The sequence below is a fragment of the Acinetobacter sp. P1(2023) genome, assembly GCF_028367635.1.
Classification (GTDB): Bacteria; Pseudomonadota; Gammaproteobacteria; order Pseudomonadales; family Moraxellaceae; genus Acinetobacter; species Acinetobacter pittii_E.
Genome location: NZ_JAQNDD010000001.1, coordinates 525,961 through 551,663, shown reverse-complemented (window position 1 = coordinate 551,663; position 25,703 = coordinate 525,961). Strand labels below are relative to the sequence as shown.

The 25,703-nt window shown below is 39.7% G+C and carries 20 protein-coding genes; 10 read left to right on the top strand and 10 right to left on the bottom strand.

Annotation, left to right across the window (positions count from 1 at the left end):
* Positions 1–9: 9 nt before the first annotated feature.
* On the bottom strand, positions 10–885 hold the full coding sequence (locus POD11_RS02530; RefSeq protein WP_080593047.1) for a LysR substrate-binding domain-containing protein: 876 nt from the start codon (positions 883–885) through the stop codon (positions 10–12).
* A 184-nt stretch (positions 886–1,069) separates the two neighbouring features.
* On the opposite strand from POD11_RS02530, the gene POD11_RS02525 reads away from it, so the two are divergent.
* From POD11_RS02525 to POD11_RS02510, 4 genes are all read left to right on the top strand, one after another.
* Positions 1,070–1,819 carry an SDR family NAD(P)-dependent oxidoreductase gene (locus tag POD11_RS02525; RefSeq protein WP_239967565.1) on the top strand — a complete coding sequence of 250 codons (750 nt, stop codon included), beginning with the start codon at positions 1,070–1,072 and terminating at the stop codon, positions 1,817–1,819.
* A gap of 78 nt (positions 1,820–1,897) precedes the next feature.
* On the top strand, positions 1,898–3,199 hold the full coding sequence (locus POD11_RS02520) for an MFS transporter (RefSeq protein WP_213071934.1): 1,302 nt from the start codon (positions 1,898–1,900) through the stop codon (positions 3,197–3,199).
* Between the two features lie 20 nt (positions 3,200–3,219).
* A complete protein-coding gene (locus POD11_RS02515; protein ID WP_239967642.1) occupies positions 3,220–4,065 on the top strand; it encodes a transketolase in 846 nt (281 codons plus the stop codon).
* A gap of 10 nt (positions 4,066–4,075) precedes the next feature.
* Positions 4,076–5,080 carry a transketolase family protein gene (locus POD11_RS02510; protein WP_239967564.1) on the top strand — a complete coding sequence of 335 codons (1,005 nt, stop codon included), beginning with the start codon at positions 4,076–4,078 and terminating at the stop codon, positions 5,078–5,080.
* 80 nt (positions 5,081–5,160) lie between these two features.
* Here the strand turns inward: POD11_RS02510 and metH are convergent, their stop codons facing one another.
* Positions 5,161–8,847, bottom strand: coding sequence for a methionine synthase (gene metH / locus POD11_RS02505; protein WP_262456193.1), 3,687 nt, complete (start codon positions 8,845–8,847; stop codon positions 5,161–5,163).
* A gap of 462 nt (positions 8,848–9,309) precedes the next feature.
* Here metH and POD11_RS02500 point away from each other — a divergent pair, with 462 nt between their 5' ends.
* Together POD11_RS02500 and POD11_RS02495 are read left to right on the top strand one after the other, a co-directional pair.
* Positions 9,310–10,941 (top strand): inorganic phosphate transporter, encoded by a 1,632-nt coding sequence (locus POD11_RS02500; protein ID WP_016141919.1) that lies wholly within the window; start codon positions 9,310–9,312, stop codon positions 10,939–10,941.
* 161 nt (positions 10,942–11,102) lie between these two features.
* A complete protein-coding gene (locus tag POD11_RS02495; protein WP_262456192.1) occupies positions 11,103–12,437 on the top strand; it encodes a D-serine ammonia-lyase in 1,335 nt (444 codons plus the stop codon).
* 46 nt (positions 12,438–12,483) lie between these two features.
* Here POD11_RS02495 and POD11_RS02490 read toward each other — a convergent pair whose 3' ends face one another.
* From POD11_RS02490 to POD11_RS02470, 5 genes are all read right to left on the bottom strand, one after another.
* Positions 12,484–14,031 (bottom strand): hypothetical protein, encoded by a 1,548-nt coding sequence (locus POD11_RS02490; protein ID WP_262456191.1) that lies wholly within the window; start codon positions 14,029–14,031, stop codon positions 12,484–12,486.
* Between the two features lie 550 nt (positions 14,032–14,581).
* On the bottom strand, positions 14,582–14,746 hold the full coding sequence (locus POD11_RS02485; protein WP_000854552.1) for a hypothetical protein: 165 nt from the start codon (positions 14,744–14,746) through the stop codon (positions 14,582–14,584).
* A 109-nt stretch (positions 14,747–14,855) separates the two neighbouring features.
* Entirely contained in the window at positions 14,856–15,860 is a 1,005-nt protein-coding gene (locus POD11_RS02480) for a formylglycine-generating enzyme family protein (RefSeq protein ID WP_262456190.1), read from the bottom strand.
* A complete protein-coding gene (locus tag POD11_RS02475) occupies positions 15,857–17,533 on the bottom strand; it encodes an arylsulfatase (protein ID WP_262456189.1) in 1,677 nt (558 codons plus the stop codon). The genes POD11_RS02480 and POD11_RS02475 overlap by 4 nt, the downstream gene beginning before the upstream one ends.
* Before the next feature lie 170 nt (positions 17,534–17,703).
* Positions 17,704–18,321 (bottom strand): rhomboid family intramembrane serine protease, encoded by a 618-nt coding sequence (locus POD11_RS02470; protein WP_002117778.1) that lies wholly within the window; start codon positions 18,319–18,321, stop codon positions 17,704–17,706.
* Between the two features lie 158 nt (positions 18,322–18,479).
* On the opposite strand from POD11_RS02470, the gene nfuA reads away from it, so the two are divergent.
* Both nfuA and POD11_RS02460 read left to right on the top strand, forming a co-directional pair.
* Positions 18,480–19,118, top strand: coding sequence for a Fe-S biogenesis protein NfuA (gene nfuA, locus POD11_RS02465; protein ID WP_262456188.1), 639 nt, complete (start codon positions 18,480–18,482; stop codon positions 19,116–19,118).
* Positions 19,119–19,283: 165 nt separating this feature from the next.
* Positions 19,284–21,323, top strand: a complete 2,040-nt coding sequence (locus tag POD11_RS02460; protein WP_016141914.1) for a ligand-gated channel protein — start codon at positions 19,284–19,286, stop codon at positions 21,321–21,323.
* Between the two features lie 22 nt (positions 21,324–21,345).
* Here POD11_RS02460 and POD11_RS02455 read toward each other — a convergent pair whose 3' ends face one another.
* A complete protein-coding gene (locus tag POD11_RS02455; protein WP_239967557.1) occupies positions 21,346–22,353 on the bottom strand; it encodes a hypothetical protein in 1,008 nt (335 codons plus the stop codon).
* A gap of 26 nt (positions 22,354–22,379) precedes the next feature.
* A complete protein-coding gene (locus tag POD11_RS02450) occupies positions 22,380–23,405 on the bottom strand; it encodes an alpha/beta fold hydrolase (RefSeq protein ID WP_239967556.1) in 1,026 nt (341 codons plus the stop codon).
* Between the two features lie 284 nt (positions 23,406–23,689).
* Here POD11_RS02450 and POD11_RS02445 point away from each other — a divergent pair, with 284 nt between their 5' ends.
* Positions 23,690–24,304, top strand: coding sequence for a carbonic anhydrase (locus tag POD11_RS02445; protein WP_004703121.1), 615 nt, complete (start codon positions 23,690–23,692; stop codon positions 24,302–24,304).
* Positions 24,305–24,339: 35 nt separating this feature from the next.
* On the opposite strand, the gene POD11_RS02440 is transcribed toward POD11_RS02445, so the two are convergent.
* Positions 24,340–24,963, bottom strand: a complete 624-nt coding sequence (locus tag POD11_RS02440) for an arylesterase (protein WP_239967555.1) — start codon at positions 24,961–24,963, stop codon at positions 24,340–24,342.
* A gap of 44 nt (positions 24,964–25,007) precedes the next feature.
* On the opposite strand from POD11_RS02440, the gene POD11_RS02435 reads away from it, so the two are divergent.
* Positions 25,008–25,700 (top strand): ABC transporter ATP-binding protein, encoded by a 693-nt coding sequence (locus tag POD11_RS02435; RefSeq protein ID WP_005802976.1) that lies wholly within the window; start codon positions 25,008–25,010, stop codon positions 25,698–25,700.
* The last annotated feature ends 3 nt before the right edge of the window (positions 25,701–25,703 follow it).

Sequence of the window (25,703 nt, the reverse complement as noted above, 5' to 3'; positions counted from 1 at the left end):
ACCACTTTCTCAATCTGCCAACTCATCATGAATCCAGTTTAAAAACAGCTCAATTTTAGGAATAAACTGGTGGGTTCGTGGATAAACCAAATGATGAGCAGAGATAGGAATCGATAGCTCATCGGCAAAAACTCTAACCAACTTTCCAGATTCCAAATAATTTTGAGTAAGTAAATTACTTTCTAAAACAAAACCTAGTCCATGTGTGGCTGCCTCAAGTGACATATAAGAGCGGTCAAAACTCAAAGTGTAGGGAAACTCAGGAATGCTTAAACCCTGATGGGCAAACCATTGGGGCCAAGTAACTAAGGTTGAACGCGATAAAATCAGTTCTTTCTTTAATAAATCTTGAGGTTTATGCACAGGACTACGTTCAAGTAACTTAGGAGATGCAAGCACTTCTAGCTTTTCATTACGAATGGTTCTGATTTCTACGCCTGTCCAGTTGGGCAAACCATGACGGATATCAATGTCAATCTTGTCACGGGTGAAGTGCAAATTTTCATATGAACATGACAAGTTGACCTGAATCATTGGAAATTTTTCTTTAAATGACTCAAGGCGGGGGAGTAACCAGAGCAAACCAAAACTTGGTGATGAATGAATATATAAACTGTCTTTCGGGCTTTTATCGGCAGCTTTTTCAGTCGCTAACATTAGGTTATGCAAAATGGTGGTGACATCTTGAAAATAGCGTTCGCCAGAAGGAGTCAGCGTCACACCACGAGCACCACGAATAAATAAACTCTGCCCAATCATTTCTTCAAGCTTAGCAATTTGATGACTCACTGCTGATGGCGTGAGATTTAAATTCTCGGCTGCCTTGGCAACATTGCCGAAACGGGCGGTTTGTTCAAAAGCCTGTAATGTTTTAATTGAAGGCATCTGATTGAAATTGTTTTCACTGCTATCCATGAAATGATCCGTTTTTATCCCTAAAACTTATTTAAAAATAGCATAGGCATGAATTTTTTTCATGCCTTGTTGAATTCGAGCTGATTGCTGGGCTTTGTGAAAAAAGAGATTCTAAGTCAGAACTCAGGATATAAAGCGTAAAAGAGGATTAAACATGTTACTACAAGGAAAAGTGGCATTAATTACCGGTGCAGCATCAGAACGTGGAATTGGGCGAGCAACCGCAGAAATCTTTGCACAACAAGGTGCCAAAGTCATTATTGTTGATTTAGATCTTGCTCAAAGCCAAAACGCTGCAAAGGAACTTGGTGAAGGACATTTAGGTCTTGCTGCAAACGTTGCGAACGAAGAACAGGTCAAAGCAGCTGTTGAACAAGCGTTACAGCACTATGGCAAGATTGATATTTTAATTAACAATGCTGGTATTACTCAGCCAGTTAAAACACTTGATATTCAGCGCAATGACTATGACCGTATTTTAGATGTCAGCCTCCGCGGAACACTCATTATGTCGCAAGCGGTTATTCCATCCATGAAAGCAAACGGTGGTGGAAGCATTGTGTGTCTATCTTCAGTTTCAGCACAACGTGGTGGCGGTATTTTTGGTGGACCACATTACAGCGCTGCAAAGGCAGGGGTTTTAGGTTTGGCAAAAGCGATGGCACGTGAGTTTGGTGGCGATCAGATCCGTGTAAATTCTCTTACGCCGGGCCTAATCCAGACTGATATTACTGGCGGTTTAATGAATGATGACCGCCGTCACGACATTCTGGCAGGTATTCCACTCGGCCGCTTAGGTAAAGCGCAAGATGTTGCAAATGCAGCATTATTTTTGGCAAGTGATCTGTCAGCTTACTTAACTGGTGTCACACTTGATGTAAATGGTGGCATGCTGATTCATTAATCGCTCACTATTTCAAAACTAAAAATAGAATGATGGTCACAAGAGGATACTGTGACCAAATGTAAAGGGATTCGCATGATGGATACAGTATTTTCATCTGAAGTAGATACAACGGTTCGTAAATCGGCGTATCGAAAAATTGCATTTCGGCTCATGCCATTTTTAATGCTTTGTTATTTTTGTGCCTATTTAGATCGAGTAAATGTAGGTTTTGCCAAGCTCCAGATGATGAGTGATTTACAGTTTAGTGAAGCTGTATATGGGCTAGGCGCAGGGATTTTCTTTATTGGTTATTTTCTTTGTGAAGTACCAAGCAACATCGTACTCCATAAGGTAGGTGCAAGACGTTGGATTGCCCGTATCATGATTACATGGGGTATTTTGTCAGGCTGTTTTGCTTTTGTTCAAACTGAATGGCAATTTTATGCCTTACGTTTTCTGCTCGGTGTTGCCGAAGCTGGTCTGGCTCCAGGCTTGTTGCTTTACCTCACTTACTGGTTCCCGTCTTACCGCCGTGCACGCATGACCGTACTTTGGTTTATCGCGATTCCAATTTCGGGAATGATTGGTGGGCCGCTTTCAGGCTTAATCATGGACCGGATGAGCGGTGTACATGGTTGGTTTGGGTGGCAGTGGATGTTTGTGATCGAAGCCATTCCTACTGTGCTTGTTGGCCTACTGGTACTAGCTGTTTTAAAAGATTCAGTTCAAGACGCCAATTGGTTAACCCAAGACGAAAAGAACTTGGTGAAGCAAGAGCTTGCTCAAGATAACCAGCACAAAGAAGGTCATGCTAGCGTTAAAGAGTTTATTGCGGATAAACGGTTATGGTTACTGGCGGGCATCTACTTTTGTGTAGTGATGGGCCAATACGCCATTACCTTTTGGCTACCAACTCTCATTCGTAACTCGGGCATTAGCGATAACTGGCATATCGGTTTGCTCACAAGCCTGCCTTATATGTGTGCGATTGTGGTTATGATTTTGGCAGGGCGTAGCGGTGACCATTTCCAAGAACGCCGCTGGCATTTAATTATCCCGATGTGTGCAGGCGCTATAGCACTTACATTTGCGACCTTATTCGCTTCAAACCTAACCCTTTCTCTAATTTGCCTTTGCATCGCAGCTTCAGGTGTGCTGACGGCATCCTCTTTATTCTGGATGTTACCGACCAACTTTTTAGGTGGTGTTTCCGCTGCGGCAGGTATTGCAGCCGTCAATAGCTTCGCCAACCTCGCAGGCTTCTGCTCACCTTATCTAATTGGTTGGATCACCACCAACACTGGTTCAAATGCAATCGGCATGTTCTTAATCACGGCAGTATTAATTTTCGGTGCCAGTCTGGTTCTGCGTGTTCCAGCAAAACTGGTCAATCGTTAATAAGGAAATAGTAAATGACAATGTTAAATATTGATAAAGCAGGCCAAATTGCCGAGTTGCAACAACGTGCCTACCACATTCGCCAACATGCTTTACGTATGGGGCAAGTACAAGGTCAAGGTTATGTCGGACAAGCTTTAGGTGCCGCAGATCTACTGGCAGTATCTTATTTCCATGCCATGAAATATCAGCCAGAAAACCCTGAGTGGGAAGGTCGTGACCGTTTTTATCTCTCTATTGGGCACTATGCAATTGCACTTTATGCGGCCTTAATTGAAGCAAAAATTATCCCACTTGAAGAACTTGAAACTTACGGTGCAGATGACAGTCGTCTACCGATGTCGGGCATGGCTTCATATACACCGGGTATGGAAATTACTGGTGGTTCATTGGGACATGGTCTTGGAATTGCGGTCGGTGCGTGTCTAGGGCTAAAACAGAAAAAATCAGATGCTTTTGTATATAACTTACTGTCCGATGGAGAGCTAAATGAAGGCTCAACATGGGAGGCTGTGATGTCTGCTTCTCATTGGAAACTAGATAACTTGATTGCGATTATTGATGTGAATAATCAGCAGGCAGATGGGCACTCAAGCGAAATTTTAGCGTTTGAACCAATTGTTGATCGTTGGCAATCATTTGGTTGGTACACCCAACGCGTAGATGGCAATGACGTGGAAGCTTTACTTACAGCATTCGACCAAGCACGAAACCATGAGGGAACATGCCCACGTGTCATTATTTGTGACACCAAGATGGGTAAGGGCGTGTCGTTCTTGGAAAGCCGCGAAAAAACACACTTCATTCGTGTTGATGAACATGAATGGGATGATGCTTTAAATATTTTGACCCACTACGGACAGTAAGGAATACACCATGAGCCAGTTAGCCAATCCTCCTAAGAAAAAACTAACCACTTCGGCAATGATTGCTTCTATTGCTGCGGAGGGCCAACCGACCAAACCCGCACCATTTGGACATGCATTGAATGCCTTGGCAAAAGAGCGTGACGATATCGTAGGTTTGTCAGCAGATTTATCTAAATACACTGACCTACATATCTTTGCTAAAGAAAACCCAGACAAGTTTTTCCAAATGGGCATGGCAGAACAACTTTTGATGAGCGCAGCAGCAGGACTTGCTCGTGAAGGATTTGTTCCTTTTGCAACAACTTATGCCGTGTTTGCATCACGCCGTGCCTATGACTTTATTTGTATGGCGATTGCGGAAGATAACCTGAATGTCAAAATTGTGGCAGCACTTCCGGGGTTAACTACGGGCTACGGCCCAAGCCATCAGGCGACAGATGATATTGCAATTTTCCGTGCTATGCCGAACTTGATGGTTATCGATCCATGTGATGCTTTAGAAATCGAACAGGCGATTCCTCAAATTGCTGCGCATAATGGCCCTGTATATATGCGTTTATTACGTGGACAGGTTCCATTAGTACTCGATAAATACAATTACCAGTTTAAGTTAGGTAAGGCACAGGTGATTAAACCTGGTAAAGATTTACTCATTATTTCGACTGGTTTATTGACCATGCGTGCGCTTGAGGCAGCCGAAGAGCTTGAAAAAGAGGGCATTGAGGTTTCAGTGCTACATGTACCGACCATTAAGCCTTTAGATGAACAAACCATTTTGGATGAAGTCGCAAAAGGTGGCCGACCTGTTTTAACTGCTGAAAATCACTCAGTCATTGGTGGGTTAGGCGAAGCAGTTGGCTCATTACTTCTAAGAAATGGACAACATCCTCGTTTTGACATGATTGGTTTGCCTGATGCATTTTTAGATGCAGGGGCTTTACCCACTTTGCATGATCGATATGGTATTTCAACTGAAGCAATTAAAGAGAAGATTAAGTCACATTTGAAGTAAAAAGACTAAACTCTAGAATTGAAAAGGGCGTGATGGAATTTCCTTCACGCCCTATTTTTTAATCAGGGTGATTGAAAAACTTAAACAATCGAATCATCTAAATTCGGCCCTAACCAACGCTTCGCTTCGTCCAGTGTCCAACCTTTACGTTTTGCATAATCTTCAAGTTGGTCTTGAGAGATTTTACCCACGTTAAAGTATTCACTTTGAGGGTGAGAATAATAGAAACCACTTACCGAAGATGGTGGCATCATTGCAAAGTGTTCAGTGAGTTTAGTACCGATTTTGTCGGTAGAACCTAACCAGTCAAACAACACTGCTTTTTCAGAGTGCTCAGGGCAAGCAGGGTAGCCTGGAGCAGGGCGAATACCGACATATTTCTCTTTAATCAGTTCTTCATTGCTAAGCTGTTCATCAGTTTTATAGCCCCAGAACTCTTTACGAATGCGTTCATGTAAGTGTTCTGCAAAGGCTTCAGCAAAACGGTCAGCCAATGACTGAACTAAGATTGCAGAGTAGTCATCACCTTTGGCTTTGTATTCATTTGCCAATTCTTCTGCACCAAAAATCGATACAGTGAATCCGCCTAAGTAGTCCTGTTGCTCACGGTCAGCGCGAATGTAATCTGCCAAAGACAAGTTTGGTTTACCTGTGACTTTGTCAGATTGTTGACGTAAGTGCTCAAAAGTATGGGTAACAGTTTGACCAGCTTCATCAAATACGCTGACAGTGTCGGCGTCAGTGCGCTCTGCAGGGAACATACCAAATACAGCACGAGCATCAAAACGATTGTTGTCGATAATATCTTTCAGCATCGCTTGAGCTTGGTTGTACAAGTCAGTTGCCGCTTCACCAACCACTTCATCTTCTAAAATTTTCGGGAACTTACCTGCCAAGCTCCAAGAAATAAAGAATGGTGTCCAGTCAAAATACTCTACGAGTGTAGCAAGTGGGTAGTTCGTTAAAACTTGTGTTCCCAATAGATTTGGTTTTGGCGGTACATAGCTTTGGTCAATTTTAAAACCATTTTCAACTGACTCGCTATAAGTCAATTTGGCAGCTTTTGGCTGTTTGTTGGCTAAGCGTTCACGGATCTTGGCATATTCAGCACGGTGCTCTGCAATAAAGTTTCCACGCATTTCTTTCGAAAGTAGGGTCGTTGCAACACCTACCGCACGCGAAGCATCGGCAACATAAATTACCGCATCGTTTTGATACTGAGGATCAATTTTTACTGCTGTGTGTGCTTTTGATGTAGTCGCGCCACCAATTAATAAAGGAATGTTAAAGCCTTTACGTTGCATTTCTTTCGCAACGAAGACCATCTCATCTAAAGATGGGGTAATCAGACCTGACAAACCGATGATGTCACATTTTTCATCAATTGCAGTTTGCAAGATTTTCTCGCAAGGTACCATCACGCCAAGGTCAACAATGTCATAACCATTACAACCCAGTACTACGCCTACAATATTTTTACCAATATCATGTACGTCACCTTTAACAGTTGCCATCAGGACTTTACCTTTAGATTGGCTACCTGTTTTTTCTGCTTCAATGTACGGGTTGAGCCAAGCTACAGCTTGCTTCATAACACGTGCAGATTTCACAACCTGTGGTAAGAACATTTTGCCCGAACCGAACAAGTCACCAACGACATTCATGCCATCCATCAAAGCGCCTTCGATTACATCTAAAGGACGTTTAGCTTTGAGGCGCGCTTCTTCGGTATCTTCATCAATATAAGTCGTGATACCTTTAACTAAGGCATATTCAAGACGCTTTTCTACAGACTCATTACGCCATTCAAGGTTCTCAGCTTCTTTTGCCGCACCGCCTTGTCCACGATATTTTTCAGCGACTTCAAGTAATTTTTCAGTCGCAGCTTGACCAGACTCACCTTGGTTTTTGTTTAGGATGACATCTTCAACTGCTTCTTTAAGTTCGGTTGGAATATCATCATAAATTGCCATTTGGCCGGCATTTACAATACCCATGGTCATGCCTTGTTTAATGGCATGGTACAAGAACACAGAGTGAATCGCTTCACGAACAGGTTCATTACCGCGGAACGAGAATGAAACGTTCGATACACCACCAGAAATCATGGCGTGAGGTAAGTTTTGTTTAATCCAACCTGTAGCATCAATAAAATCGACGCCATAATTATTGTGTTCTTCAATACCCGTTGCTACTGCAAACACGTTCGGGTCAAAAATAATATCTTCAGCAGGGAAGCCGACATCATTAACCAATACATCATAAGAACGTTTACAGATTTCACGTTTGCGCTCAGCAGTGTCGGCCTGACCTGTTTCGTCAAATGCCATGACAATAATCGCAGCACCATATTGGCGGCACAGGCGAGCTTTTTCGACAAACTCGTCATAACCTTCTTTTAATGAAATCGAGTTAACAACGGGTTTACCTTGTACGCATTTTAAGCCAGCTTCAATGATTTCCCATTTTGATGAGTCAATCATAATTGGCACACGTGAAATATCTGGCTCAGAAGCCACAAGGTTTAAGAAATGCACCATCGCATTTTGCGAATCGAGCATCCCTTCATCCATGTTAATGTCGATAATCTGTGCGCCAGCTTCAACTTGCTGCTGTGCCACTTCTAAAGCTTCGGCAAAGTTTTCTTCACGAATTAAGCGTAAGAATTTTTTTGAACCTGTAACGTTAGTACGTTCACCCACGTTTACGAACAATGAGTCATCATAAATATTAAATGGTTCTAAACCACTTAAACGACACGCAGGTACAGTTTCAGGAACTTGACGAGGCGCAATATCTTTTACCGCATTGGCAATTGCACGGATGTGGTCAGGCGTTGTACCACAGCACCCCCCAGTAATGTTGATCAAACCGCTTTCTGCAAATTCTTTTAGGAATGCTGCAGTTTGCTCTGGTGTTTCATCATATTCACCAAAAGCGTTTGGTAAGCCTGCATTTGGATGTGCTGAAACAAACGTATCTGCTACATCAGAAATGGTTTTTACGTGAGGACGCATTGCATCTGCACCAAGCGCACAGTTAAAGCCAATCGATAGCAAGTCACCATGACGTACAGAGTTCCAGAACGCTTCGGCAGTTTGACCTGTTAAGGTACGACCCGACGCATCGGTAATGGTCCCCGAAATCATGATTGGTAATTCGCGACCAATTTGTTTAAAGACTTCTTTGACCGCAAAAATCGCAGCTTTACAGTTTAATGTATCAAATACGGTTTCAATCAAAATGATATCTGCGCCGCCTTCAATCAGCGCATGAGTCGCTTCAATATAGTTTTCTTTTAGCTCATCAAAGGTAATGTTACGAAAGGCAGGGTCATTTACATTCGGTGAAATTGAACAAGTACGTGATGTTGGCCCAAGCACACCTGCGACAAAACGCGGCTTATCTGGAGTCGAATACTTTTCACAAGCTGCTTTAGCTAAACGTGCTGCTTCACGGTTAATCTCTGGAACAAGATCTTCCATGTGGTAATCAGACATTGAAACACGTGTGCCGTTAAAGCTGTTGGTTTCAATAATGTCCGCACCCGCATCAAGATAAGCCTCATGAATACCTTGAATAATTTGGGGTTGCGTCAGCACTAAAAGGTCATTGTTACCTTTTAAGTCATGTGCCCAATCGGCAAAACGCTCACCACGATAGTCGGCTTCTTCCAATTTATGGCGCTGAATCATAGTGCCCATTGCACCATCAATTATCAAAATACGTTTGGCAAGAAGCGCTTTTAGGGTGGCAAGCGTGGACATATAAAACCCCGATATTGTACAAATTTAAAAATGCGGCGCTATTGTAACAGAATAGTTGCGCAATAGATGACCTATAACGACCCATCATTCACTGTAACTTATTCAGCAAACAAGCGCTTTATGACAAAGTAGAGTCTGATTTTTCATCAAATATTCATAAAATGATCATGATATTGAAATATTTCATCTCCAATATTCGGTTTTATGACAATTGTGTTGTTTAAAAAGTGGCCGTTTAGGTAATTTTTTAGATATTTTTGCTTTAAAAATAGTCATAAATTCGATGGATATGGAGTTATATAAATTATTGTATTTTAATAAAAAAATAAAATAGGTAGGGGAAAGGTGCATCAAATGAGGTCAAAATATGAAAAATTGACTTCATCAGGCGCCGCTTTGTCATATAATTGTCATAATTTAATTTAAGAATACAGAGGATTTTCTTATCCTCTTACCGTCTGCATGAATTCTAATCTACCCCCTGTTTCGGATTCAAAACTTGCGGCAAACCTGCAAGTCAAATCGACGAATGTACATGTCCCGACACCTAAGTTTTTTATGCCGGTGTTTCTGACGATTATTGTTGCAACACTTATTTATATCGGATTTCAGGTGAGTGCTGATTTAGCACATGTACCACCTTTGAGCCTTTATTCAGTTATTCTTTTATCTACTGCACTCTTGATTGCTTTAGGCTTTGAATTTGTAAATGGCTTTCACGATACTGCAAATGCAGTGGCAACAGTAATTTACACCAATGCTTTACCGGCACCGGTTGCAGTCATGTGGGCTGGTTTTTGTAATTTTCTTGGGGTAATGGTTGCAAGCGGCGCAGTCGCTTACGGCATTATTGCATTGTTGCCTGTTGAACTGATTATGAATATGGGCAGTGGTGCAGGTTTCGCAATGGTTTTTGCGCTTCTTATAGCTGCGATTCTCTGGAACTTAGGTACATGGTTCTTAGGTATTCCTGCATCTAGTTCTCATACCTTGATTGGTTCAATCTTAGGTGTGGGCATTATGAACCATCTATTGAGTGCATCGACTGGCGTAACGACCAGTGGTGTTGATATGGATCAGGTGATTAAAGTTGGTAAGGCATTATTATTTTCACCTTTAATTGGTTTCGCTTTTGCAGCGATTGTATTCTTGTTGGTTAAAACTATTTTTAAACGCCAATTAGAATTATTCCAACCACCTGAAGGGAATAAACCACCACCAGCAATCATTCGTGCAATCTTGATCTTTACCTGTACAGGTGTAAGTTTTGCACATGGTTCTAATGACGGCCAAAAGGGTATGGGACTCATCATGCTGATTTTGGTTGGTCTGGTGCCGTTGGCTTATTCATTAAATAAAAACCTCGATACACAACAAGTTCAATCATTCCATCAGCTTTCTTCTCAAACTGCCGTATTTTTGAATCAAAATCAGCCTGAATTAACCGATGAAAAAGCACGTGTTATTCTGACTAAATATATTCAAACTAAACAGCAAACTCCTGAAGTTGTCCCTGCATTGGCAAGTATGACTGATCACTTGGGTGAGCGAGTTTCTAGCTATAACAACTTAAAAGATATTCCTGAAGCTGCCATTAGCGAAATTCGTAATGACATGTATTTGAGTACAACGACGTTTAAGCGTTTGGATAAAGCAGATGCTTTACCAAAAATGGATCAATCACAGCAAAAACTCGTAAAAGAATACCGTAGTAGCTTAGACTCATTCTTACAATACATCCCGACTTGGGTAAAAGTAGCGGTAGCTTTAGCACTTGGTCTCGGCACAATGGTGGGTTGGAAACGTATTGTTGTGACTGTGGGTGAGCGTATTGGTAAGCATCACATGACTTATGGTCAAGGGATGTCTGCTGAGCTTGTCGCGATGAGTACAATTGCAGCTGCCGATGGTTTAGGTATGCCAGTTTCAACAACACACGTTTTAAACAGTGCTGTTGCGGGTACGATGGTCGCGAATAAATCAGGTTTAAACTTTAATACTGTGAAGACAATTCTCTCTGCATGGGTATTTACTCTTCCAGCAACAATCTGCTTATCAGGCGGTTTGTACTGGTTATTCTTACAGTTTGTATAAAAGCATTTAAAAAATTAAAGCCACTGTTCACAGTGGCTTTTTTATTTGTCTAGTTTTTAAAGTTGAGACTGTTTTTAATGTACATTCAGCTATAAATTAATATTTGTTGTAGGCCAAACAGCTTCATAGGCTGGGCTTAAAATTTTATATCAGGATAGATTATGGATGCGGTTCAAATAGATCAGCTAAAACAACAATTCCCACTTATTAAAACGTTGCAAGCTTATCAAGAGACATTTTGGTTTACACCTCATCGCTATCCTTTAAAAGAAGCTTTAGCAAAAGTTGGGCTAACTGCTGAGGATGTAAGGGAAGCAGAAGCAAGACTGGCACGTTTCGCACCTTATTTAGCAAAAGTGTTTACTGAAACTCAAACACAACAGGGAAAAATTGAATCAGATATCGTCGAAATTGCTTATATGCAACAAGCACTTTCTTCAACAGAACAAGTACAATTGACTGGAAAATTCTGGCTGAAAAAAGACAGCCATTTACCTATTTCAGGTTCTATTAAAGCACGTGGTGGTATTTATGAAGTCTTAACTCACGCCGAAAAATTGGCAATTGAGGCGGGCTTACTCAAACCAGAAGATGATTATCGTAAATTAGATCAAGATTCATTTCGGGCTTTCTTTTCTAAGTACCAAATTGCAGTGGGTTCTACGGGCAATCTTGGGCTTTCTATTGGGATTATGAGCGCCAAACTCGGCTTTAGAGTTACTGTTCATATGTCGGCTGATGCGAGACAGTGGAAAAAAGACAAATTGCGTTCACTGGGTGTTAATGTTGTGGAATATGCCAGTGATTATGGCGTAGCTGTTGACGAGGGAAGAAAAGCCGCAGAGCAAGATCCCCATTGTTTTTTCATTGATGATGAAAACTCAACAACATTATTTTTAGGTTATGCCGTTGCAGGAATACGCTTAAAACAGCAATTTGAGCAAAAACAAATTAAAGTCGATGCTGAACATCCATTATTTGTTTATTTGCCGTGTGGCGTCGGTGGCGGCCCAGGTGGGGTAAGTTTTGGACTAAAACTGGCTTTTGGTGAGCATGTACATTGTATCTTTGCGGAACCAACCCATTCACCGTGTATGTTACTGGGTGTTCACACAGGCTTGCATGATCAGATTTCAGTAAATGACATCGGTATTGATAATGTTACGGCGGCAGACGGGCTTGCGGTAGGGCGTGCTTCAGGTTTTGTCGGACGTGCGATGCAACAGTTAATCGATGGTTACTATACCATTCATGATGAAAGTTTATATGAGCTCATTGCGCTTTTAAATCGAACTGAGAATATTCAGCTTGAGCCTTCTGCCGCAGCAGGCATGATGGGTCCATATTATGTTCAGACGAGTCCTGATTACTTGGCTTTGCATCAGTTAACAGCTGAGCAGTTGCAGCAGGCAAATCATGTGATATGGGCGACTGGAGGCGGTATGGTACCATCTGATGAAATGCAAAAATATCTATCACACTTTCAAGCTAAATAAAGACACACTAGAAAAAAGCCCAATTCTAAAATTGGGCTTTAATAAATTATTTTTTAGATGATTTTCTAAAAGGTAGCTTTTCGGTAGCAAAGCCATAAATTGCAGCGAAAGGCAGAGCAGTTCTTGCTAAATAAGCCACACGCCATAATCCGCCATGGTTGGCACCTTCCATCATAAGTTCAAGTGGGTGGTCCAATACAGTTTCAGGATTTGCCACAGAAGACTCATTTCTTAAGTCATGAATCCAGAGTGCCGCCATAATGGCATTAGTGGTTTCAGGGCTAAATGCTTCTACATCAAAAAGCTCTGCGCCATTAAAAGCAGCTTTCAGTAATGGATTCTTAGTTACTGAATGGGTCGTGGTCGATGGAGCAATATTAATACTGACACGTTGTCCTTGATGACGGGCCAAAATTGCACGCCATTGTTGAATACGTTTCGCCAAAGCATAGTTTGGACCTTGTTCAACCACTAAACAGTCAGCAATACCATAAGTTTTTCCATTTTCACATGTAACCAAGTCTTGATATGGCGCTTGAAAAAAACGATTGAGAGAAAGTGTGGAAACACCTTTTACTGCTAATTTTTGTATTTTTTTGCGTGATTTAAATTTCTCTTGAGCAGCCTCTGCAACTTCCTTTGGTACCGCATAAACATCGGTTGGAGTACACATAAACATAAGGCTTGTATCAGATTTATGCTCGCTCACATATTGCATGATACTGTCCATTGCCATGGAAACGCGTACATGCTTTTCACCATCTAAATAGGCGATTGCTGCCAAATCTAACTTTTGCGGAAACTGCACTAACCATTGCGCAATTTCTGGTAATTGAGTCAGTAAGTTTGCACCTAACTTATCTTTTAGCTCGGAAGCTTTTACTGAAGAATCAATTTGTTCAGCACTTGGTGCAATGAGGGTGGCATTGCCTTTTTGAATCGTATTTAAGATTTTTCCCCAGACTCGTGAGTTGGGTAAATCTACCGCAACAATATTCGCTTTCCATTTAGCTAACCAAGGTAGAGGACCTGCTTCTGAGGCAGCTCCAAATAACACCATGGTACGGTCAGATAAATCGAACCATTCTGGATGTGCAATAGCTTCACGTAAAGCCTTAGCATGGCTTGGTTCAATAATACCTGCCTTTTCCCAGCGTTGAATTTGGTCTAGTAAGCTTTGTCCACTGAGCTTTTGTCCTTTATAAGGAACATACCATTCTGGTGCAGCGTCACTTTCACCTTTAAGTTTTACTGTATAAAGTGGTTTAGATGAAGCAATATGAACGGCATCTTTTAAAAAGTAATGCTTATTATCACGATAATAATCAAAAATATGATGAGCTTTATGCAAACCTTGCTTTGCAATGGTAATTGGGTTGTTGATATTAGAAATTCCTTGTTTAACAAGGGCTTTAAAATATATAGGATAGTTTTTTCGCCAGTTTTTTTCATTCAACACTTGTTGTGCAGTTTTATTATCTACAATAGATAAAGCCTCGGATAAAATCTCTTGGCCTGTACGAGACGTACTTTGTTTTTTTGTTGAGGCGTGTACCGGAAATTGTAGACCTTCGACTTGACTTGTGCTGGACATAAAATATCTCGTTAATACGACTGGGTTAATATACAGATGTATACATTATCTATGCCAATGAAAGGAAACGAGTGGCAATAACTGACAAAATAATATTGATTATTTGTGTGATGAAACTGGAAAGAGAGGATTATTATGATAAATTCATCTCATTTTAGTCTTAATTTTTTTCACATTTTTAAAACATTTTTATAGACTTACGTTACATAAATGATTATTTTGTATTAAGCAAATACATCAGTTTTAACCTGAAGGTAAAATGTTCAAAATGTATCAATAATAGAGATACAGAAATGACTAAAAATTAGACTTTTTTCTTAAGTAGTAAGAAAAGTCAAACGGAATAAGAAAGAATTGGGGTGAAACTAGATAGAAGACAACGTAAGATTGTCTTTTAAAAATCTTGGGGATATGGTGATTTTTTTACACCATAATTTTCTAGTTTCATCCCATCTAATTTGGGCGTGGAACCCTTCATTGAGTATTCAATTACTTGATTGAACTCTATTTCTTTAGAGTAACTTAAAAATTACTCTAAAAAAGGGAGTTTCTAACAACGTCCTTTTTTAGCTTGTCCTGGTGGGCAAAAGCCTCCTGGATGTCCGTAATATGGTGAATCTGGGTCAATCACAATACTACCTTCGGGAGTATGGACTGCACAGGCTGATAGTGACATCGTGAAAATTGCTGCGGCGCAAAGAAGTAAAGTTTTCATCTTGTTCTCACTTTTTTATCATTCTCATTTGTACTATAAAAATATTTTGATTATTTTTCGATCTAATTTTGGTTAAAAAATATCTTTAATAAGCTTAATTAAGAAGAAATTAAGGAGACCGTAAAATTGTTCGAAACCCTACATGTGTTGCAGCTAAATCGAAATCTTGTGGGTAGCGACTACTACTACGATAACGTGAACAATAATTTTGTGCACAAAGGAAAGATCCACCTTTAATTACATATTGTGTGCTCGCGATTTGTTTTTGTCGTAAATCAGAATAATTTCCCATATGTTGGTCATGAGCACCTTGATACGGTGATGATGTCCATTCCCATACATTTCCAATCATATCAAATAGTTTGAAATTGTTTGATGCAAAACATCCAACGGGTGCCACATCTTTAAAGTGATCTTGATTTAGATTTTGAAAAGGGAATTCACCTTGCCAGTAATTTGCTTGGGGATGCTGATGTTCATCAGTAGGAGCTTGATGTAAAGGTGTATCAGTTTTTGAATTGGCTTTAGCTGCATATTCCCATTCTAGTTCTGTTGGTAAATCACGTCCTAGCCACACTGCATAATGTTCCGCATCATTTTTACTCACATATCGTACGGGCTCATTAGGAGTTGCTATAGCACCAGCACTGCTGTTTGGGGTTTTCCATGTATATCCCGATTTTAGTTGCCACCATTGCTGTGGATGATGAGGGTCTGGTGAAAAAACTGCAGCCTGATTTTGTTTTTCGGCATCGGTAATATAACCTGTTGCTTTTACGAAGCTTGCAAACTGAGCAACGGTAACTTCAGTCTGATCAATCCAAAATCCTTTGACTTCTCGTTGTTTCTTTCCAAAATTCAATTCATCGGGATAGGCTTTCTCAGAACCAAAATTAAAATGTCCATCGGCAATTAAAACCATGCCAGCTGTAGGTTGTTTAAGCCAACCTTGGGGTAGTCCAGAGTAGTTTTTACACTTTTCAATAGAGCCCAGGTCGGTTAAAGAATTTGGCTTTTGGGTCGAAGAGGATGACTCAGAAATTTTTAAAGATTGGTTACAGCCTGTCATAAAAGACAGGCTGATTGTGGTAACTAAAAATAGTTTTAATCTCATTTGGCGTTATATTCCTGCACACCATTTTTCTCAGTATATTTTTGATAAACCGATAATAACTCTTGCACTTTTGCTGGGTAAAGTTGCGCAACATTGTGGTTTTCTCCACGATCAGTGGCAATGTTATACAACTCCCAAGTTCCTGTGCCTAACTCAGGGCGTCCTTGAACTGCAATTTTCCATTCACCTTGTTTTGCATATTTGCTGCCATGTAATTCATCGGCAAAACTAAAATTAGCAGGGCGAATGGTAGTGGTTTTATTTTCAAGTAAAGGCTTCCATGAAACCCCTGATGGCGTATTAATGGTACGACCATTGTATTGGCCTTGTGGTACTGGAATATGGGCATATTCTAATAGGGTTGGGAAAACATCGAGTACAGATGCAAAGCTATTATTGGTTGCTTCTGCTTTTTTCTGGTTCGGTAATTTCACAATAGCAGGGGCAGTGGTTGCACCTTCACCAGCTGTATCTTTCCATAAATGAAATGGTGCCGCGCTGACCTCGGCCCAACGTGGCCCGATATAGTGGTACGAAGTTGGTGTTCCCACATTTGCTACAGAGTTATCAAAACCAGATTCACTGCCATATCCGCCACGTACAAAACCTTCTGCGCCATTGTCAGAAACAAAGAAAATTAAAGTATTGTCATAAAGATTATTTTGTTTGAGATATTGAATAATACGGCCTACATTAGCATCGAGGTTTTCGACCATGCCTGCATATATTTCCATTTTACGGGCTTCGAGTGCCTTTTGCTCGGCTGTTAACTCATCCCATTTTCCATATTTTTGTGGGGCATTTTGAGTTGCAATTGGTTCTGCTGCTTCAAAGTTTGTAGGGATAATTCCAAGCTGTTTTTGCCTAGCAATACGTGCGTTACGAATAGCATCGTAACCGACATCATAAACTCCGCGATATTTTTCGCGGTATTCAGCAGGTGCCTGAATTGGCCAGTGAGGTGCTGTATAAGCTGCATAAGCAAAGAATGGTTTGCCACTATTTTTGCCTGAATCTAAGTAGCTTAGTAATTTATCGGTAAAATAATTTGTCGAGAAAAAGTCATCAGGCAAAGCTGAAACAGGAATAACCTGCCCATCTTCTGTATAAGTTGAATTTCGTTTAAACGCACTTGGCGCTTGTTTAAAGTGGTGATCTAGACCTTGTAAGAGGGTAAATGAATGATCAAAACCTTTAGCATGTGCATTGGTTTCAGGTGTTAGGCCTAAATGCCATTTACCGCTAATGTACGTGCGGTAACCATTATCTTTAAGTACTTGTGCGATAGATAGAGAACGTTCATTTAAATAGCCTTCGTAGCCTGGTTGTCCCTTCAAATGCTCAGGTGTGAGTTCAGCCATTGCCCCAATGCCAGCTAAATGGTGATCAGTACCGGAAATGAGTTGAGAGCGTGTCGGAGAACAGGTCGGGGCAGTATGATAATCTGTTAAAAGGCGGCCTTCCTGAGCCAAACTATCAATATTAGGCGTGTGAATTTCACCACCAAAAGCCCCTAAATCTGAATAGCCTAAGTCATCAGCCATAATAAATAAGATATTCGGTTGCTTAGGTGTGCTTACAACATTTTCTTGATTATCGTTGTCATTACATCCAGCCAAAGATAAGCTAAATAAAGCAATGGAAAGGCTAGATAAAATTGCTTTGTACTTCATTGTATCATCTGAATTATTAAAAGAACTGGCATGAGTTTAATCAGATGGTTTTTGCAAACAAAACAACGAATTGATCAAAGAAAATCAGAAAAAAGACTGAGAATTTATAGTGATAAATTAATGAGAAAAAAAGAAAAGCCCACTAAGGACTTTCCTTTGATTTATGTCCCTTAGAAAGGAAGGCGTGTAAGTTGATCTAAGAAATGTGGAATAACTTTTGGCTCAAGTAAAATGGTGACGATGATCCCGTAAGCTGCACCCCACAAATGAGCACTATGGTTAATATGGCTATTGCCACGTTTACCTGCCCAAATGCTATAAGCCACATATAAAATAGCGAAAATAATAGCAGGGACAGGAATGAAAAATACAAAAATCAGCTTCCATGGCTGAAACAGAATATAAGCAAATAAAACTGCTGAAACAGCCCCTGAGGCGCCTAGACTGGCCCAATTTGCATCATTTTTATGTTGTAAATAGCTTGGCAAAATCGCGAAGATTAAGCCCCCTAAGTAAAACAACACAAAACCCATGTCGTAAAAATATTGGCGATAAAAACTTTCAATAATACTGCCAAAGAAAAATAGGGTAATCATGTTGAAGAGTAGATGTGTTCCATCGGCATGGATAAAGCCATGAGTAATGAATCGATCAATTTGTCCACGTTGCATTGCAGGCGGCCAAAAAATCAATCGGTTCATTACGTTTTGATTGCTAAAAGCAAGTAAAGAGATAATGACCGTAATAATAATAAGAGTAACTGTATGGTTAAACGGCAAATGCAACATAAGAAATATTTAAAAAATGATCAATACTGAGGTCAATAATGCCATTAAAAACTTAACTTGAAACCCTGTTGTATATAAATCCGACAAATTTAGTTGATTTTTTTTAAATCTACCTCATCTTCGGTTAATATAAAGGCATCAGCTTGAGGAATATTGTTATGTCGACTGAGAACACCAACACTGCTGTTGCAGAAGAAATTCCAAACCTTTTGATTACACCATCTGCACAAGAGTATTTGCACGATTTATTAACGAAGCAAAATACTCCGGGAATTGGCGTTCGAATTTTTGTTGAGCATCCGGGTACGCCACGTGCCGAATGCTGTATGGCATATAGTGCGCCAGAAGAAGTGATTCCAACAGATTATAAACAGGACTATCCTGATTTTCCTGCGTATATTGATGCGCCATCTATTCCTTATCTTTTAGATGCCGTAATCGATTACAACAAAGACCGTTTTGGTGGTCAGCTCACTTTCCGTGCTCCAAATTCTAAAGTTCCACGTGTTGGTCCAGATGCTTCGATTGAAGAACGTATTACTTACATTCTTCAAGCAGAAATTAACCCAGGTCTTGCAGGGCATGGCGGAAATTGTAGCTTGATAGAAGTACAAGATGACCCAGAACATGGTTTAACTGCTGTACTAAAATTTGGTGGCGGTTGTCAAGGCTGTTCAGCAATTGACGTTACCTTGAAACAAGGTGTAGAAACCACTCTAAGAGAGAACATTCCTGAACTTCAACGTGTGGTTGACCAAACTGACCATACGCAAGCAGAAGGTGCTTATTTCAAATAATCAAATTATTTGAAAAGTGAAATAAAAAAGCCTCGCAATGAGGTTTTTTTATGGTCTTGTAATTGAAAATAATTATCAATATTATTTATTTTTGTATTTAAATTTGTTACATTTGTTTAAGCAAAACTTAATATTTATTCATAATTTAATCTGTTGGAGTAGGGTATGACGAAGAGTATTTTCCAATCTGTATTATCAATTTCGGTACTTACAGTAATGTTTCCTGTGGCTTATGCTGCTGAAAGTGAAAATATTTTAGTTGATTCTTCCATAAAAAATAAAAAAGAAAGTGAAGTGGCACAACTAGAAAAAATTGTCGTAACAGCAAGTGGTTTTGAACAAAATATAAAAAAAGCAGCAGCTTCTATTTCTGTTTTAACTCAAGATGAAATTAATAAAAAAGCATATCGTGATGTAACTGATGCACTTAAAGATGTACCTGGTGTGGTTGTTACGGGTGGTGGAAGCTCATCTGATATCAGTATTCGAGGAATGGGAAGTGCATATACCGTTATTATGGTCGATGGTAAGAAAGTAAATACACGTTCTGTGCGACCAAATAGTGATAATTCAGGTATTGAGCAAGGTTGGTTACCGGGAATCGAAAGTATTGAACGTATTGAGGTTATTCGTGGTCCAATGTCTGGCTTATATGGTTCAGATGCCATGGGTGGTGTTATTAATATCATCACTAAAAAAGTTGCAGATGTTTGGAACAGTTCGGTTAAGTTAGATACAACAATTCAAGAAAATAATAAATCTGGAAATCTTTACCAAGCCAATACTTATGTGTCGGGACCATTAATTAAGAATTTACTTGGATTAAAAGCCAATGGTACATTTTCACAAAGAGATGAAGATGAAATTATTGGTGGTTACCACAAACAAAAAATTCGTGCAGGAGGGGCGACTTTAAGCTTGACTCCTAATGATCAACATACCATTGAGCTTGAATACCAGCGTTCTATCCAAAATCGTAACGCCACAATAGGTAAAACAGTTTCACCAATTCAAACTGGACGTAATCCACCAGCAGATTCATTAACAGACTATTACCGTACAGAATATAGCTTAACGCACCGTGGTGACATCGGTCCTGTAAAGACTCATTCTTATATTCAACGCGAAGAAAATAAGAATCCATCTAGAAATATGGAAGCTGTAAATACTACATTTAACACGCTTAACCAGATCACACTCGCAAATCATGCGCTTAGCGTGGGCGGAAGCTATTTAAAAGAAGAATTAGACGATTTAGGTAACCAGTTAAAAGTGGGTGGTTCACAACCTGTTTCTAATTTAGATCGTTATAGCTGGGCGTTATTTGCAGAAGATGCATGGAATATTATTGATCCTTTCACTTTAACAATGTCATTACGAATGGATCAGGATGAAAAATTTGGAGATCATTTCAGTCCTAAAGTATATGGTGTATGGACTTTAAATGATAACTGGATTATTAAAGGCGGCGTATCAACAGGTTATAAAACACCTGCACTACGAGCGACTGTAGCAGAATGGGGGCAAGCTACAGGTGGCAGCAGTTCTGCTGGAGTGATTGTTGGTAATCCAAATTTAAAACCAGAGAAAAGTACTAACTATGAGCTGTCATTCGCGTGGGATAATTTAGATAACTTGAATGCTGGCTTAACGATTTTTAATAGTGAATTTAAAGATAAAATTACAGAAGTTAGAACGTGCTCAGGAGATGCAGGTGCTCGCGAATGTAAGTGGTTAGGTCTAGATTTTGATTTTGTGAGTCAACGTACAAATGTGGATAAAGCCAATATGAGAGGTGTTGAAGCGACATTTGGTTGGTTAATTTCACCAGATTTAAAAATGAATGCCAATTATACGTATACCGATACTGAGCAAAAAAGTGGTCAATTTAAAGGTCAACCTTTAAATGAAATGCCGGAACATATGTTTAATACCACTTTAGATTGGCAAGTTAATGACTTAGTCAATATGTGGAGCCGCTTGAATTTCCGTAGCAAAACTTCTGAATATTTAAGCCGTACCTCAATGGCTGAAGGAAAGCCTGCTTATGGACTGGTTGATGTTGGTATGAACTATAAACCGACTGACAAAATCCAAGTTGCGGCAGGCATCTATAACTTATTTGATAAAGACATTGATGTAGCAACTTATAATTATGTCTTAGACGGACGTCGTTATAATTTAGGTATTATTTATAAATTTTAAATAGTTAAATAACAAAGGCGCTTTAAGCGCCTTTGTTATTTAAAATATCTAATGCTTTTTCAGAATAATAAAACTTTTCTAGGTAAACACGGGCACGGCGTCTTAAATGTCCAGTTGTGACTAATTGTTGTAGTACGGGTACAAGCAATGCGGTCAGTTCATGCTTCACTAAACTTTCGTCAATATTGAGGTCACGAAGTAACAAGTCAAAATTACGTTCCTGATTACGTACATACCAAGTGTAAATGCCATCATGTACTTGTTGTTTTAAATAATCGCTCTGACGAATGTGGTCCCAGATTTCATGTCCTAAACCTACGGTTTTGGTTAGATCTTGAACTTCTACATAATTTTTTAAAACAGACAGCGGCATCGTTTTAACTTTATGCCAAACATTTGCCTGAAAATGGTAGAGCTTATCATTGTCAAAATGTTGATTTAAAACACGCTCACTCATCTGGCTCAGTTTTAAAATATTCTTTTGCAAATAATGATTAATCGTATCGTCCAGGTTGGAATCGGTTACTGTTTCTAAAACGGATTTACCCATTTTCATGAAACGGCCTACACCTGGCACACGCTTTGACATTGATTCATCTAAATAATCATGCATTGTTTGCTGAATCAGTTGCGTGAGCAAGGCTGAAAAGGCAGGGTTATTCACAATCGTTTTAATCAGCTTTTTACGGTGATCTTCCTTACTTGCAACGTACTGTGCAATTCGGTCAATCGTTAAAACAGGAATAACGTCTTCAACAGTTGCCGTGTCATTTGCAGGATGAATCAAAGCAAAGCGAATATGCTCAGCAATTTGTTCAATCAGAAAATCAGAAGCAGGCGTGTCTAAAATCTGCTTTTGAATCAGCTGTTGAATCGGTTCAAAAGTCCAAATGTGTTGTAATTGCCGACTTCCCAACCAATGATAAAACTGCTCAAACTCTTGTTGAATCACCTGAGTCTGAGCAAATTGCTCATCTAAAAAATCTAGATGAGCTTCAATAAGTTTTTCAATGAGGGGTTGGGTAGACATAAGGTCTCACAAATTAAAAGTTTTATTTAAGGCGTAGTCGTTTTTAAAGACTGGTTTGCTTCTACTTTCAATAAAAACGGTACATATTGTTGAATGACCAACTGTTCAGCTTCCAATATTGGCATATGGCCTACGTTTTCCAAAATAACGGGAGGCTCAGCCTTCTTTAAAAGCCGTTTCAGTTCATTTGCGACTTCTACATTAATAATTTTATCTTGCTTACCCCATAAAATGAGCGTCGGTGCATCAATTGTTTTGGTAAGTACGGCAAATGAATCTGGCGTATAAACCTTATTAAGTGCAATCAGTTGATCAACCAGTTTTTGTGTTTGAGGCGCCTGATCAATCATCAATTTTTCTTGAGCTTGCAAAAACTCTTTAGGAATAAATGGAGGATTAAACATGGTTTGTTTTAATAAATAATTAAAGTCGCCTTTTTTAGATACTAAAAGTTGTTTTAGATAGGTTGGATCTTTGAGATAAATTGTATTTGCAGAACGGAAAATACCGCCACTATCAACCAAGAATAGACTTTTGGTTTCAAATGGATATTGTCCAGCATAAAGTAGGGCAATAGATCCGCCGAGTGAATGTCCTGCAATATGGATTGGACCTTTTAAATTTGCAGCTTCAACAAATCGACGTAATTTTTCTGCAAGATTTGGGACCGAATAGTCGAAGTCTTGAGAAACGATAGTTTCACCACTACCCGGTAAATCAGGAATAATGACATGGTAATTTGTGGTGAGATAACGAGCTACTCGGTTCCAGTTATCACGACTGCCCGCTAAACCATGAATGAGTAGTAAAGTTGGCTTTGTGCTAGAGCCACCTTCACTATACGACCAAGTGATATCGCCGACCTTTAGACTTTTGCTTTGTAGTCCGGCCCAGCTACGCTCTTGTTGTAATATTGTTTGAAAGCTGACATCAATATTATCGGCTGCCTGCACTTGAGAAATGCTCATGACTGACAATACGCTACAAGCCAAAGTCAGGGCAGTAGCAGTTTTTTTCATAGAGGCTTTAATTGATGTGGACAGCCTTGCCATAGATTTCATCCTTGATGCTTAAGCGAGTTTGAAAAATTATTGAAAAACTTTGCCAATGAGTCATTTGCCAAATGTTTGGAATGAAGAAAATTATAGTCAATCCGAGGACCAAAGTATGTCTATTTTTTCGCTAAACAGCAGGGAATTTGCCGTAAAATCTACATTAAACAAGATGACGTACTTTTCATTTTTTTCATGACAAAGGATTTATTTTTTGTCAGTGACATTCAAATTTTGACACATTAAAATGATTTCTAACCTTGAAAAAACAATGGAAATATAAAATGCCTACTGCGCAAGAAGTTTTAGATCGTCTGAAAGCTGGTAATCAACGATTTGTAAATGGAAATACTTCCCTTGCAAAAACCTTATCGCATCATGAACGCGCTGAAATGGCAAAGGATCAAAATCCATTTGCGATTGTATTAGGTTGCTCAGATTCTCGTGTTCCAGCAGAAATGGTATTTGATCAAGGTCTTGGTGACTTATTCGTAATTCGTGTTGCTGGTAACGTGGTTGCACCTTCACAAGTCGGTAGTGTTGAGTTCGCGGCAGAGCGCTATGACTGTCCGGTTGTTGTCGTATTAGGACATAGTCATTGTGGCGCGATTCAAGCAACAATTGATACGTTGATGAATCCTGATCACCCGCCATCATCTAACTTAATGTCGATTGTGAACCGTGTTCGTCCGTCAGTTGAAATTTTAATGCAGACTGATTTAAAAAATGATTTGAAAAAACTTTCATGTCATGCGGTACGTTCAAACGTTTTTGCTTCGGTAAATCAATTACGTCATGGTTCGGCTGTGTTAGAGAGCCTGATTGCGAAAGGTGAGTTGATTGTTGTGGGTGCAGAATATTCGCTAGAAACTGGTGAAGTAACCTTCTTTGATTTCTGATTATATTAATAATAATGCTTAAAACTAAAAGGTGCCTACAGGGCACCTTTTATATATGGATAAGCTAAATTAAGTAATTTTGACTGTGCTTGAGCATTTGGATGAATCAAGTCATTTTGCATAAGCTGTTTTTGACCTGCAACACCATCTAGAAAAAACGGTAGTAATTTCACCTGATATTTTTGGCTGACAACTTTATAGTTATTTTCAAAAGCTTTGCTATATGCAGCCCCATAATTTGGCGGAATTTTCATACCAAAAAGAATAACTTTGGCTTTTTGTTTTTGGCTTAAATGAATGAGCTGATCCAGATTTTTTTGAATCATTTGAGGTGGTTGACCACGCAAGCCATCATTCCCGCCTAATTCAATCACGACTACATTTGGTTTATACGTCTGCAATAATTTAGGTAATCGGGCTAAAGCGCCGCTGGTTGTTTCTCCACTCACACTTGCATTGACCACTTTGTGTTGTTTGGGATACTGTTGGTCTAAGCGTTTTTGCAGTAATTGTACCCAACCTTGTTTGGGATCAATTCCGTAACCGGCACTAATACTATCTCCTAAAATTAAAATAGTTTTCGCCGATACAAGCATAGGCAGCATACTTAATGAGATGAGCATGATGCTTTTAGAACCAATCAAAAAAGATTTAGACATTTGTACTTCGACCCTGATTCTGAATACATAGGACTTTTCACATCATGCCACAACCCATCATTGCTGCCCATCAAGTTACACAAACTATTCAGATTAACCAAAATCAGTTTACGATTTTAAAAGATATCGATTTAGAGATTTTTGAAGGGGAACAGGTAGCAATTACGGGACGTTCTGGCTCAGGTAAATCAACCTTATTGGGAATTTTGGCGACTTTAGATCAACCGTCTGAAGGGGAAGTCTGGTTATGTGGTCAAGCTGTTCATCAGTTAACAGAGGAACAGCGCGCTCAAATCCGAATGCAGCATATTGGTTTCGTATTTCAGTCTTTTCAACTTTTACCTCAGTTGAGTGCGCTTGAAAATGTGATGTTGCCCTTACGATTACGTAAAGATTTTGATTATAAAACCGCAGAGAAAAAAGCTTTAGATTGGTTGCATCGAGTAGGGCTTAGTCGACAGGTTGAACAAACGCCTAAAGTCTTATCTGGAGGCGAACAGCAACGTGTGGCAATTGCACGAGCTCTTATTGCAGAACCACAAATTATTTTTGCGGATGAACCGACTGGAAACCTAGATGGTCAGACGGCACAAGAAATTGAAAGCTTACTCTTTGATTTAAACCGAGAGTTAGGGACCACTCTAATTTTGGTAACCCATGATCGTAATTTAGCAACCCTTTGTCAGCGTCATGTTGAGTTAGATGACGGCCGATTAAAGACAGTACAGGGTGGTTAAATG